Source organism: Methylacidiphilum kamchatkense Kam1, from assembly GCF_007475525.1.
Classification (GTDB): Bacteria; Verrucomicrobiota; Verrucomicrobiia; order Methylacidiphilales; family Methylacidiphilaceae; genus Methylacidiphilum; species Methylacidiphilum kamchatkense.
Genome location: NZ_CP037899.1, coordinates 2,189,054 through 2,202,032, shown reverse-complemented (window position 1 = coordinate 2,202,032; position 12,979 = coordinate 2,189,054). Strand labels below are relative to the sequence as shown.

General features: G+C 38.8%; 12 protein-coding genes, 1 tRNA gene and 1 pseudogene. 7 read left to right on the top strand and 7 right to left on the bottom strand.

The genetic code is table 11. The features are described from left to right. Positions 1–73: 73 nt before the first annotated feature. Positions 74–937, bottom strand: a complete 864-nt coding sequence (aroE, locus tag kam1_RS10090; protein WP_235277255.1) for a shikimate dehydrogenase — start codon at positions 935–937, stop codon at positions 74–76. 163 nt (positions 938–1,100) lie between these two features. On the opposite strand from aroE, the gene epsC reads away from it, so the two are divergent. Together epsC and kam1_RS10080 are read left to right on the top strand one after the other, a co-directional pair. Then, complete coding sequence (gene epsC, locus kam1_RS10085; RefSeq protein ID WP_052250484.1) at positions 1,101–1,973, top strand: serine O-acetyltransferase EpsC; 873 nt, start codon at positions 1,101–1,103, stop codon at positions 1,971–1,973. A 19-nt stretch (positions 1,974–1,992) separates the two neighbouring features. After that, positions 1,993–3,129, top strand: coding sequence for a cysteine desulfurase family protein (locus kam1_RS10080; protein ID WP_039721512.1), 1,137 nt, complete (start codon positions 1,993–1,995; stop codon positions 3,127–3,129). Between the two features lie 5 nt (positions 3,130–3,134). Here kam1_RS10080 and kam1_RS10075 read toward each other — a convergent pair whose 3' ends face one another. Continuing rightward, a complete protein-coding gene (locus tag kam1_RS10075; protein ID WP_039721511.1) occupies positions 3,135–4,232 on the bottom strand; it encodes a complex I NDUFA9 subunit family protein in 1,098 nt (365 codons plus the stop codon). A gap of 165 nt (positions 4,233–4,397) precedes the next feature. On the opposite strand from kam1_RS10075, the gene kam1_RS10070 reads away from it, so the two are divergent. Both kam1_RS10070 and kam1_RS10065 read left to right on the top strand, forming a co-directional pair. After that, a complete protein-coding gene (locus kam1_RS10070; RefSeq protein ID WP_039721510.1) occupies positions 4,398–4,976 on the top strand; it encodes a hypothetical protein in 579 nt (192 codons plus the stop codon). Positions 4,977–5,051: 75 nt separating this feature from the next. After that, positions 5,052–6,290 carry an N-acetylmuramoyl-L-alanine amidase gene (locus kam1_RS10065; protein WP_244946081.1) on the top strand — a complete coding sequence of 413 codons (1,239 nt, stop codon included), beginning with the start codon at positions 5,052–5,054 and terminating at the stop codon, positions 6,288–6,290. Between the two features lie 21 nt (positions 6,291–6,311). Here kam1_RS10065 and sufT read toward each other — a convergent pair whose 3' ends face one another. The 4 genes and pseudogenes from sufT to sufC form a co-directional block, all read right to left on the bottom strand. Further along, positions 6,312–6,866 (bottom strand): putative Fe-S cluster assembly protein SufT, encoded by a 555-nt coding sequence (sufT, locus tag kam1_RS10060; RefSeq protein WP_039721509.1) that lies wholly within the window; start codon positions 6,864–6,866, stop codon positions 6,312–6,314. 26 nt (positions 6,867–6,892) lie between these two features. Then, on the bottom strand, positions 6,893–8,176 hold the full coding sequence (locus kam1_RS10055; protein ID WP_235277249.1) for a SufB/SufD family protein: 1,284 nt from the start codon (positions 8,174–8,176) through the stop codon (positions 6,893–6,895). Between the two features lie 58 nt (positions 8,177–8,234). Continuing rightward, a pseudogene (gene sufB, locus kam1_RS11325) lies at positions 8,235–9,658 on the bottom strand (Fe-S cluster assembly protein SufB). Positions 9,659–9,702: 44 nt separating this feature from the next. Beyond that, entirely contained in the window at positions 9,703–10,461 is a 759-nt protein-coding gene (gene sufC, locus kam1_RS10045; protein ID WP_039721506.1) for a Fe-S cluster assembly ATPase SufC, read from the bottom strand. 350 nt (positions 10,462–10,811) lie between these two features. Here sufC and kam1_RS10040 point away from each other — a divergent pair. Then, a tRNA-Pro gene (locus tag kam1_RS10040) sits at positions 10,812–10,889 on the top strand. Between the two features lie 249 nt (positions 10,890–11,138). Here kam1_RS10040 and kam1_RS10035 read toward each other — a convergent pair. Then, entirely contained in the window at positions 11,139–12,311 is a 1,173-nt protein-coding gene (locus kam1_RS10035; RefSeq protein ID WP_143958436.1) for a L,D-transpeptidase family protein, read from the bottom strand. 35 nt (positions 12,312–12,346) lie between these two features. On the opposite strand from kam1_RS10035, the gene kam1_RS10030 reads away from it, so the two are divergent. Together kam1_RS10030 and kam1_RS10025 are read left to right on the top strand one after the other, a co-directional pair. Next, positions 12,347–12,562 carry a hypothetical protein gene (locus kam1_RS10030; RefSeq protein ID WP_143958435.1) on the top strand — a complete coding sequence of 72 codons (216 nt, stop codon included), beginning with the start codon at positions 12,347–12,349 and terminating at the stop codon, positions 12,560–12,562. 104 nt (positions 12,563–12,666) lie between these two features. Then, entirely contained in the window at positions 12,667–12,975 is a 309-nt protein-coding gene (locus kam1_RS10025) for a Rieske (2Fe-2S) protein (RefSeq protein WP_039721502.1), read from the top strand. Positions 12,976–12,979 lie beyond the last annotated feature (4 nt).

Sequence of the window (12,979 nt, the reverse complement as noted above, 5' to 3'; positions counted from 1 at the left end):
TGACATGAATAATTTTTTTCTATCTTCCAATAGAAAAAGCCTTCTGGGTTTTTCCCTTTTCTAAATCAAATATTTAAGCTTCATAAGAAGCTACTGATTTTTTCATTATTTCAATAGGTGCAGGAAGGCCGGTCCATATTGAAAATGAAAGAGCACCCTGTTCGATAAGCATTCCCAGACCATTTAATGCCTTGCAACCTGATTTTTTTGCTATTGATTCAAGGGGGGTGGGATTAGGAAAGTATAAAAGATCATAAAGAAGGATTCCAGGTCGCAGAATATTCTCCCAATGAAATCCAAGAGAGTTAAAATGTTGAAAAGGGAGGGCTTGAACCAAAAGCTCGCTTTGCTCAATTGCTTTTTTAACATTAGCCTCCATTAAAGCCAGGACTTGAACTTTAGTGTTGTACTGACTTTCTAAAACATTTGCCAAATTTAAAGCATTACCATAAGTTCTATTTATTAATATGAGTTTTTGGGCACCTTCCTTGGCTGATTGTTTGGCAATAGCTTCCCCTGCTCCTCCCGTGCCTAGTATGGTAATGGATAACTTATGGAAATCAATAGAGAAGTTTTTTTTAATATCGTTTACCCATCCGCAGCCGTCCGTATTAAAGCCCAATAAGACTTTTTCTCTTCTCTTAACGGTATTGACTGATCCCAGAGCTATTGCCGAATGGTCCAATTGGTTACACAACTCCATCATCTTTTTTTTAAGAGGAGAAGTACAATTCCAACCTAAAAAACCTTTTTTAACCAAAATTTCCACTGCTTGTTCTAATTCTTCTTCTGAAACTTCCAGCCGTAGGTATTCTGAATCGATGGATAATTTTTCAAAAGCTGCCTTTTGGAAAATGGGAGATAAGGAGTGAGCAATTGGCTTTCCTAAGACTGCAAAACTAGGTTTTGTTGGATGAAAAGCAGCAAGTGTTTCCAAAGTAAAATACTTTTGGTCCCTCATAGTAAAAATCAAACAATATTTTCAAATGAATTACAGCTTACTAATAGCTAATATGATTGAGAATAGATGGAATAACGATAGCTAAAAATTGAAAGTTTTCATTAGGATTAAATTAGATTTTAATACATAAGGGGAAAAAATGGAAAATTTTTCTTTCAATTTGATTTTAGAGGAGCTTCTTACCTCTTATAAGATTTATGGCGGCATCAATTGTGCTGACGGGAAGAACCTTCCTTCAAAAAAAGCCGTCTCAAAACTCACCGAAGACCTTTTAAGTCTTATCTTTCCTGGATTTTATATTTCTCTTTCTCTTTCTCAGGACAAAGTAGGGTCGTTTTGTTTGGAAGTTTTAAAAAGAGTGTATCAAGCTTTACTAGAGGAGCTGGAAAAAAGCTTACTTTTCTCTCCTATAAAGGATCAAACTGCTGAATCAATATGCCAGAGATTTTTATCTAAACTTCCAGAAATCAGGAAGATTTTAGCTACGGATCTAAAAGCAACCTATGAAGGAGATCCGGCTTCAGCAAGCATTGAAGAAGTACTTTTGGCATATCCAGGAATTGAAGCCATAGCTGTCTATAGATTAGCTCATGTACTTTATCAGGAAAATGTGGCCTTGATTCCAAGGATGATGACCGAATGGGCTCATGCAAGAACAGGAATTGACATCCATCCTGGAGCCGAGATTGGTTCAGATTTTTTCATAGACCATGGAACGGGCATTGTCATTGGGGAAACGTGCAAGATTGGACATCATGTGAAAATATACCATGGAGTTACTCTTGGTGCTCGATCCACCAAGGGGGGAAGAAAATTACGTGGACAAAAAAGGCATCCTACGATTGAAGATTACGTAACTATCTATCCAGGAGCAACCATTCTTGGAGGAGAAACAGTAATAGGGGCAGGCAGCATCATAGGTGGTAATGTCTGGCTGACACATCCAGTCGCTCCCAATTCGATTGTCACTCTGGTAGATCAAGAAATTCGCGTAAGAACGAAGAACGAATAGATCAATAAAAAGATAGGTAATGAAACGCATTTACCTTGACTACAATGCCTCAACCCCTATGGATCCTGAGGTTATCAAAGAAATAGCCTTAGGGATGACCGTCATAGGGAATCCTTCAAGCATCCATGAAGAGGGCAGACAGGCGCGCTTTCTAATAGAAAAAGCCCGTGAAAAAGTGGCCAAGCTTCTTGGAGTTAAAAGCAAGGAAATTATTTTTACTTCTGGAGGCTCAGAGAGTGATTCCTTGGCGCTCATGGGGGTAATCTATGGAAACAAGAAAAAGAAAAACCATATTGTTCTATCAGCAATAGAGCATCATGCAGTTTTAGAAACAGCCGCTTCCTTAGAAAAAAATGGATGCAAAATCACTTTCGTTCCCTGTTCTAAACAAGGAGTAGTCGATGTAGACAAATTAGCTTCTTCCCTTACGGATCAAACTATTCTTGTTTCCATCCAATCGGCAAACAATGAGACAGGAGTTTGCCAGCCAATTGAAGAAATAGCAAATCTGTGCAAACAAAAAGAAATTTTTTTTCATTCCGACATTGTTCAGAGCATCGGAAAAGTCCCCATAGATTTAAAAGGATTGTCTTTGGCTAGCCTTTCAGCTCATAAATTTTATGGACCCAAAGGTGTAGGAATCCTTTATATCAAAGAAGGGGTTCCGTTTGAAAGACTGATCTATGGCGGCAATCAAGAAAAAGGAAAGAGAGGCGGAACAGAGAATTTGTTAGGAATCATTGGACTAGCAAAAGCTTTAGAAATTTCTCTCCTAGAGATGGATGAACAAAAGGAAAGACAATTTCAACTCATCGAAAGACTGTGGGAATCCCTAGCTGATCTTCCAGGAATAGAGCGTATTGGAGATCCCACTCGCAGAGTACCTAATACGCTTCTTGTCCTCTTTTCAGGACTCAATGGACATGATCTTTTAATAGGGCTTGATCTTGCTGGCATTGCGGCATCTAGTGGTTCAGCTTGTATGTCTGGCACTAGTCAGCCTTCTCACGTCCTTATGGCGATGGGATATGAGTCTTCTCAAGCCATTTCTTCGATTCGATTTTCTATCGGAAAATTTACCACCGAAGAAGAAATTACCGAAGCAGCCCAAAGAATCAGAGAAGTAGTTCTCTCACAACAAAAAGCATTGACTTGAAACTCTTACATAACAATTGCGTCGATGATATCTGGCAGAAGTGTTTTAAAAGATACCAATTGGAGATCAAGTTCTTTAATTGCTTCGGAGCTATCGGCAATGGAGTCTTCTTGTAGCATCACAAGCATTTCCTTTGTTATAGGTGGATTTTTGATTAGTTTTTCAACAATTCCAACAAGAGGTAAAGCAACAGCAGAAGGCACATTAAATAGTAATCTCTTTTCCATACTTTTACGAAGCAGCAGTGAGAGCAAAAGCCAAGAAAGCAGATATGGAGCCCAAAAGTCTCCGCGCCAATGTTCAAACAACGCCTTAAGGCCGATAAGAGGATAAACTAAAAAGCTTAATAGTGCCATCACAATTCTTGATAATGTATAAAAGGGAAAAGATTCAATTTTGTAGGGTATCTGACCTTTATCTAAAATCAACAATAGAATTTCTTTTAATGAGTAGACCTCTGGACCAGTAAGAGGGTAGGTTTTATGAAAGGTATTAGGATTGGGGATGGCCCGAACAAAGGCTTCTGCAACATTTCCAACGAATATAGGTTGAAGCTTGCTTTTTCCCCCATCAATCAATGGGAATAACAGTAGAGGATTATTTTGAAAAAAAAGCATTTTATATAATCTTTTCGTAAAATCATCTCCAATTCCAAAGACAACAGAGGGCTGAAAAATTGTCCAATCCAGTTCGCTATTTCTTACAAGTTCTTCGGCAGTCCATTTTGTTTGATGATAACGGCTTCTAGCATTAGGACGAGTCCCTAATGCACTCATGTGAAGAAATCGTTTCACTCCGTTTTCCTTAGAAGCTTGAATCATGTTTTTAGTAATTTGAACATGCACTTTCTTGAAAGTATCTTGTCCCTGCTCAACAATAATTCCTACTAAATGAATAACGGCATCGACTCCCGAACAGCATTTTCTAGCAAAAGACAAATCCGAAAGATCTCCCACTAAGAATTCACAAGATAGCTCGTAAAGCGCTTTTATTTGCTTTAAACTCCTAGTCGACACTCTCACCTTATATCCTAGCTGGCAAAGAAGCTTGACTATACTTTTACCAATAAACCCTGTGCCACCGGTGACTAGTATGGTTGCCATAGCTTGATTATAAATTTCAAAGGAATCGATAAAAAATAGTGTAAATCAAGGACTAAATAAAAAAGAAACTTTTCCTTCTTTATTTCTTTTGCTTATGATCTTTTTTTGTTTCTTTGCTATTGAGTGAGTGAAATTCTAATCTCTATATAAAGGAAAGAAAAAAACATGAAACGCTCGATACTCCTTTTTGCCTTTTTATTCTATCCTCTTTTTTTATATGCAAAAACTCCTACGGCTTTTGAAGCCCTTAGAATTGCTGAAAAGCAAGTGAGTCCGGATTCCAAACAGTATTTGTATGGAATCATTGGCCAACGCAGTCCTACAACTTTAACTCCAGTCAGTTGGCAGTTTATTTATTGGAATCCGCATTCATGGTCCCATTCCGAACAAATTACAGTTGCTGGAGGACAGGTAACGGAAATTAAAGATGGTCTTTTTTCCCTTGGAAATTTACACCTTTTGCCTTATAAAAAAGAAAATACGGTTAATCCTTCTAAATTAAAAATAGACTCGAATAGAGCTTTAGACATTGCCATAAAATCTAACGAGATGTTTAAAGCCGTTAGGCTAAGCACAGTAACCTTTCGGCTCGCATCCCTTAAAGAGCATGAAGAAGCGTGTTGGATTCTGGACTTTTTTGCAGACAAAAACGGACTGGAGCACTTCATTGGCTATGTTATTATAGGGGCAATCACAGGCAAGATATATAAGATGAAACTAAATTTTTCAAAAGTTTTACATTGATAGAGGTACCATCGATTGTTGAGGTATTATGCAAAAAGGGATATTTCTAGCAATTGTTTTTTTTTCTTTCAGAGTTTGATCCCTCTTTTTGCTGTGCAAAAATTATCTCCCCTTGCCCCCTCTCCTGATTGGTCTCGTCTAGATCAATTTCAAGAAACCATTACAAGGGATGAGTTTGTTCAATTAATAAACACGCTTTATTCCCCAAGCGGATCTTTTTGGCGATACACAATTATTAATGGCAACGAAGTAACTATATATTCAGATACGGAGCATAACGAACTATTATATCGATTGCGTCTTGCTCCCGATCCAGAATCACAGGTGCCTCTTAAGGCAAATTGGGTATCTAATATAAAAACTAGAGGAGAAGAGCCTATAGAAACAAAGCCACTAAAAGGCCTCATTATCTGCTTGGATCCCGGACATATCGGAGGGAAATGGGCAAAAATGGAAGAAAGATTTTTTCAAATTGGTTCTGATCCTCCTGTCATAGAAGCTGAGCTCAATATGAATGTTTGTAAAAGGGCAGCAAAATTATTGGAAGCTGCTGGAGCCAAAGTTGTTTGGACAAAAAAAGATTATGAGCCTGTGACAGAACTACGGCCAGCCAATCTAAGGAAGGATGCCATTGCTCTTCTATTTCCGTTCGAAAACCAAGATAATCTGCCATATCGTTTTTCAGATGAAATAGAAAAAAAAATTTCATTAACTGCTGAAAGACTTTTCTATAGAAATGCAGAAATAAGAGCGAGAGCCGAGTTAGTAGATCGTTTGAGGCCGGATATAACTATTTGTGTCCATTTCAATGCCGACAAATGGTCAGAGCATCCAACACGTGAAGAGCTTGTTCCCAAAAGTAAATTGGTAGTATTTGTTAATGGAAATTATTCGGAAGAAGAATTAGTTTTTGATGATCAAAAGTGGGATATGCTCTACAAGCTTTTGTCTCGGACAGCTCTTCCTGAGTTGGAAATTTCCGAAGCCGTAGCCAAAGAAATGGAAGTCGTATGGAACTTTCCACCTGAAACTTATACGCATTGGTCGGCAGCCTATAAGGTCGGGAAAAGTCCTTATGTTTTTGCAAGAAACTTATTGGCTAATCGAATCTATCATAGCCCAGTTGTTTTTATCGAAGGCCCTTATATGAACTCCGTTGATTCCTATGATAGGATCATTGCTGGAGATTATGATGGCAATAAAAATATAAATGGAAAATCTGTTAAAAGCATTTTCGTTGAGTATGCAGAAATCATCACTCAGGGAATAATATCCTGGGCGACTTCCAAGCAAGGAATTGTCGTTCAAGAATAGGAACAGGAAAAAAAAGTTCTCTTAAACCAAACCAAGGATCATTTTTCCTTCCTCACTAATCATGCTGGGATTCCATGGAGGGTCCCAAACCAAATCCACTTGGGCTTCTGAAACAGATGGTATTTCAAGGATTCTTGATTGAGCGTCTTGTGCTAAAATAGTCCCCATGCCACATCCAGGTGCAGTCAATGTCATCTTAACAGCTACAGAATAGCTACCGTCTTCTTTTCTTTTAATTTGACAGTCATACACTAATCCAAGATCTACAATGTTTACAGGAATTTCTGGATCATATACTTCTTTTAGACGGCTGTATATAATTTCTTCGGTCAGTTCTTCATGTTCGCTTAAAATCTCTTTCTGGGAAGAAAGCTCTTGTTGGATTCCAAGGGCATCGGCATCTTTAGAGTCTACCCTCACCAATAGCCTATTATCATAGATGAGGGTATATGACCCTCCCATGGATTGGGTAATTTGGAAGGGTTTATCTTTCTGAAGCTGTACTTTTTCCCCGCTGGGAATGAGGATAGCTTCTAGATCTCTCGAGAGCTTGGATTGGGAACTGTTCACATTCATTTAACAGTATAGATAACACTTTTCGTTTATACTTGCAAGCAACTGTGGAGAAAGTCAAGGATTCGATTAGCTATTTGCGTATTTTTTAATCTTTGGACACACTCAGCAAGAAATCCAACCGAATAAAGCTTTTCAAAAACCGGTTTGGGTATTCCTCTCTGTTGACTATAAAATAATTCTTCTTTTGCTAGGCTTCCGGTTGTCGCTCCATGAGTGCATCGAACATCATCGGCCATAATTTCAAGACCAGGTAAAGAATTGGCTTCAGCGTTTTCTCCCAATATCAAATTTTTATTACTTTGATAGGCATCCGTTTTCTGAGCCTCTGGAGAAACATTGATCATGCCAGAAAAAATAGTTTTTGCTGAATCAAACAATACATTTTTAAACAATAGATTACTGGTTGTATAAGGAGCGGAATGAATCTGGAGGGTTCGTTGATCAAATTCTTGATTATTCTTTGCTATAGTAGCAGAAAGCACTTCGGCTGAGCCTCCAGCACCACTAAGGCGTGTTTTGCCTTCAAAGCGATTGTATACCCCTCCAACATTGACGTATAAAGAAGAACTTTGAGCGTCTTGACCAACATCGGTAAGGCTGAATAGAAAAGAATTAACCTCTTTGGCCCATTGTTGTACAGAGACAAGTTCGAAATGCGAGGATTGAGCAAGGTAACTCTCTATTGCTGAGCAACTAAAGCCTCCTCTCTCATTGATGGATCTAAAATTTAATTGTACTCTTGCCTTACTGCCTTCTTCCAAAACGAATAAGCAATGTGGATAGGTTCCTATGTTAGATTCAGAAAGCCAAAACCATACTTCAAAAAATTCCTGAATTTCAACATATTTAGGAACATAAAGAAAAACGCCAGATAGAGTATTCGATCGATGGAGAGCTTCAAATTTGTCACTCCCCATAGAAAGTTTTTCTTTAAAAATGTACTCTTTTAAGAGGTCGGGATATAAGGTTATGGCGTCAATTAAAGGAGAGAAAATGACCCCCATTTTTTGAAGTTTTTCAGAGATTGGAGAATAAAAAAGCAAGTTATCATTTCCGTAGACAATCGAACCAAGTGAATTTTCATAAGGGAAGAATTGACAGATCTTATCTAGATCCGAAGGACTTACTGGAATCTTTGGAGTGTAGCCTTCCCATTTTATTTTCTCTATAGTGGAAAATCGCCATTTTTCATCTTTTTTTTGTGGAGGGGAAAGCTGCTCATAGTCCAAAAGGGCTTGCCTTCGGATATCCTCCCACCAGGAAGGGATGATATTTTTTTCTGCCTTGGTTACTACAGAGTTCTTTTGCATAAGGTGCATGGGAAACTACTCCATTGTCTATTTTAGAATGAGAGATCCTTAAGGAAGCCTAACCAACCGAACCTTCCATTTCCAAATCGATCAACCTTTTTAATTCTACACTATATTCCATGGGAAATTCTCTCACTAGTTCATTGATAAATCCGTTAACCGACAAGCTCATAGCTTCATCTTCAGGTAGTCCACGTTGTTGCATATAAAAGAGTTGTTCGGCACTGATCTTACTAACGCTTGCCTCATGTTGAGTGGCGTTTTTGTTGCCAATCACTGTTATTGCTGGATAGGTGTCTGTCCGTGAAGACGAGTTAATAAGTAAGGCATCACATTCGGTATTATTCTTACAATTTTTTAAATGATCAGGCATGCTAACAAGCCCTCGGTAACTGGCTCTTCCTGAGCCAATACTAATGCTCTTAGAAATAATATTACTGGAGGTTTCATCGGCAGCATGATACATTTTCGCCCCTGTATCTTGATGCTGACCACTATTTGCAAGAGCTATGCTAAGGACTTCTCCCCTCGCTTTTCTCCCTTTAAGGACCACCCCTGGATATTTCATTGTCAAGCGGGAGCCGATGTTACAATCAAGCCATCGGACTTCGGCTTCTTCCATGGCAATGGCCCTTTTGGTTACCAGATTAAAAACATTCGAACTCCAATTTTGCACCGTTATATATTGAATTTTTGCACCAGGCATCGCGACCAACTCAACGACTGCACTGTGTAAGGTGGAGGTTTCAAACCGAGGCGCCGTACAGCCCTCCATATATGTCACTTCTGAGCCTTCATCAGCAATGATAAGAGTTCTTTCAAACTGACCAAAACTTTCGGCGTTAATTCTGAAATAAGCTTGAAGCGGCTGTTGAACTTTGACTCCTGGAGGGACATATATAAAGCTTCCACCGCTAAAGACAGCACTATTCAGAGCTGCAAACTTATTGTCAGCTGGGGGATAACTTTAGCAAACCATTTACGAAAAATTTCTGGATATTTGTGCAATCCCTCCGTGCTCCCAACAAATATAACCCCTTGTTTGCTTAATGATTCTTTGATGTTGGAATAAGCAGATTCGCTGTCAAATTGAGCTTCTACACCAGCAAGAAACTTTCTTTCCTGCTCCGGAATTCCCAATCTTTCAAAGGTTTTTTTAACTTCCTCAGGCACATCGTCCCAACTTCTTTGAGGGGTCTTGTTGTAGGCTAGATAATAGCGGATTTTATCAAAATCAATTTTTTCGAGCTCTTTACTTGCCCAATGCACAGGCAACGGCTTTTGGAGAAAAATTTGAAGAGCTCTTTTCCTAAAAGCACGGATCCAATCGGGGTCATTTTTTACGTCGCAAATATAGTCTATGGTTTTTTCATTTAACCCTATGCCAGCATCATAAGAGTATTCAATATCATAAGAAAAATCCTCTACACTGGAATTGATCAGCACAACCTCTTCTTTATTCATTTCTTTTACAGTCTGCATAGGTTTTCCCCCTTTTTATCTTTGTAATGAAATTTACTTCAACTTTATGGAGTTTGCACTGCCAATTCTTCTTCAAATTGGCTGTATCCTTTTTCTTCTAGTTTTAAAGCTAGCTCCTTTGTTCCACTTTCCACAATCCTTCCATTGACCATTACATGGACACGATCCGGTAAAATATAATTAAGAAGTCTTTGATAATGGGTAATGAGTAAAATCCCCATATGAGGGCCTTTCAAGGAATTCACTCCGTTAGCAACGATCTTAAGGGCATCAATGTCTAAACCACTATCCGTTTCATCAAGAATAGCATACTTTGGTTTTAAGATAGCCATTTGAAGAATTTCGTTTCTCTTTTTTTCTCCTCCAGAAAAACCTTCGTTAACATATCGGGAACTAAATTTCCTATCCATAGCTAGTTTTTCCATAGCGGCATACAGCTCTTTATAGAAATCGGTGATGTTGAGCGTCTTTCCTTCAGGAAGCCGTGCCTGTAAAGCCGCACGAAGAAAGTTAGCTACAGTCACTCCAGGAATTTCACAAGGATATTGAAAGGCCATGAACAATCCTTTTCTAGACCTTTCATCTGGTGCGAGATCAAGGATGGGTTCCCCATCCAATAACACGGTTCCCGAATAGACCTCATAATCAGGATGTCCGGTTAACAATTTTGAAAGGGTGCTTTTTCCTGAACCATTCGGTCCCATGATAGCATGAACTTCTCCTGGATTGATTTCCAAAGATATACCTTTAACAATCTCTTTTCCTCCGATGCCTCCGTGAAGATTTTCTATTTTTAAGCTCATAATCTATTCCTACTATAGAGCTAAAAGCATGCCAAGTTTTTCCTCTATTTATTCAGGGTTTTTCTTAATTTTGAATGAGAGAAATACTACAATTATGTATAGAAAATAACATTGCAAAAGAAATTACTTTATCATTTTCATTTATTATTTTTTTCTTTTCTTCTTTTTCTCAACAATGAGATTATTGTTTTTGCTTGACGATCGGTTAATATAAAGCATGCTAACTCGACACGCAAAGTTTTAGAGGGTTGTGGCCTACCGACGGTTTTATCCTTCCAGCCCAGTCTCATGTTCAGTGTCTGAATGTAGAGCATGAGGAGGGGAACCTTTTTAGGAAAGATGGAAGACAACGGGGCGTAGCTCAGCCTGGCTAGAGCACCTGCTTTGGGAGCAGGGAGTCGCAGGTTCAAATCCTGTCGCCCCGACCAAACAAGCCTTTTAACGTTTCTGGGAGTACAGGTTTGCTCGTTTGCTTTGCCAGGGCAACGAGCTTTTGAAAATCAAAAATTAGTTTTTATCCAAAAGTCGTCCATTCGGCCCATTTATATACGATTTGATGCATCAAAATCGTCTAACGAATCCATTTTTCAGCATGATGAGAGGATAAAAACCATTCTTTCAATAGTTTAATCCAATTGATTCCCTTTTGTGCCATTGCAAGAAGGAACAAAGATGCTTTATGCAACGATAAGATGACAAGTTCTGCTGCTTTTACATCGCAACGATTGCTTTCTACATTTGCTGCATTTCAAAAATTTGAAGAACGGAAAATAACGGCTTCTCTTTGCATGGTGCTTGGCTTCAATCCAGTCACTCAAGAGGCTTTTTCTTTTTGAAGAGGAAGGATCAACTGTAGAGGATTTTGTTGAATGGCTTGCTAACTTAATAGCACTTATTTTTTTCTTGCTGTGAACCAATGGTTTTGTCGAATGGGGATGTTTAGAACTATGAGTAGTAGTGGCTTGCCTTTTGGAGGCCAATTGGGAATGACTCTTTGAGTTAGTGGGTTGGGCTACGGTTCTAGGAGCCTGTTTGACAAGGACATTATTGCTTTGGATTACAGTTTTTTGAGGACTACTTCCTGAAATAGTTGTGTTTGATGTTGGCTCAGAAGCTACTGCTATAGCTGGCACAACCTTAATGGAAGGCTGTTCTTGAATAGAGGAAGAAGCCGTTGATTGAATTCTTGGCTGATTATAAAAATGAAAGCTTGCTAAAACCTCTTTAGGAACCGGCTTTTTGAGTGGTTCTTTCTGAATATATACAGGGGTGTTTTCTCCGACCATATCGTAAAGTTCAAGAACATCCCTATTTTTCATTCTTATGCACCCATAGCTGACAGGCTGTCCGACAAGCGGTTCTTGATTAGTCCCATGGATAAATATTCCTCTGTAAAAGGAATTTTTATTCTGAGAATCCAAACCTCTAAGCCAAAGAATTCTTGTCAAAATGCTGTCATGATCAAAAGCCGGATTTGAAGGGTCATAAGCGGTCAATTTAATGACATCTCCAGTAAATTTTCTATGGTAAAACTTGCCGCCCAAAGGGATGCCATCCCCTATTTTTTTTGCAATAACAAATCTTCCAATAGGGGTTTTATAACTATTCCATTCATCCCCAATACCATATTTAGAGGTTGATACAGGGTAATAACGGTGGGATTCTCCATTTTTGCCTACATTTTGAATCAGCTCCATTTTTTGATCATGAATGCTCACCCGAATCAAATTGGAAGGGAATGCCGAAGAAAGTTGCTTTGTCTTTTGTGTGTTGTTTAGAGCGCATCCTCCCATAAATAAAGCGGATAGAAGAGTTAGATAAAAAAACCGAGGGAAAGAAGATTTTTGCATTTTTACTCATTTTATGGAATTAAGGCCTTTTGGCAATGAATTTGTCTAAGTTTTTTCATGACCCGATGAGTCTAAAGCCCTATGAATCAAGGAAGAGAGAAGAGAACGTGGAGGGAGAGGCTATTAGTAGCATGGAGACAGCGATAAATATAAAGCAAGAAAGAGAGGAGACGACTGGGGGAGCCAAAAGGGATACTAGGCAGAAAGAGCTTAGCCCAGAGAAAAGGAAAAGAGAAGCCAATGGCAGTTAACTGAGGCATATCCATTTGTAAGTGTATTTAAGGGGTAAAACATAGCATTCAGCAGCCTCTCAAATTTCATTGACAACTGCATAGAGCCCATTAAAAATCGGAGCATGGCTAAGTTTAAATGTCCTTTTAAAGCTTCTGAAATTCCTGAAGGAGGAGCTAAATGCATCGAACTGGAGGGAAAAAAAATAGCTATCTTTTGTTATAAGGGAGCCTATTATGCTCTTGATGATACCTGTCCCCACGAAGGAGGTCCTCTGAGTGAAGGATTTCTGGAAGAGGGGGAAGTGGAATGCCCCTGGCATGGTGCACGATTTAGTTTAAAGACAGGAGAAGTTCTTTGTGGACCGGCAACTAAAGGAGTAACAGCTTATCATTGTCAAAAAATTGGAGAAGACTTAGAGGTGGAGATTTAATTTT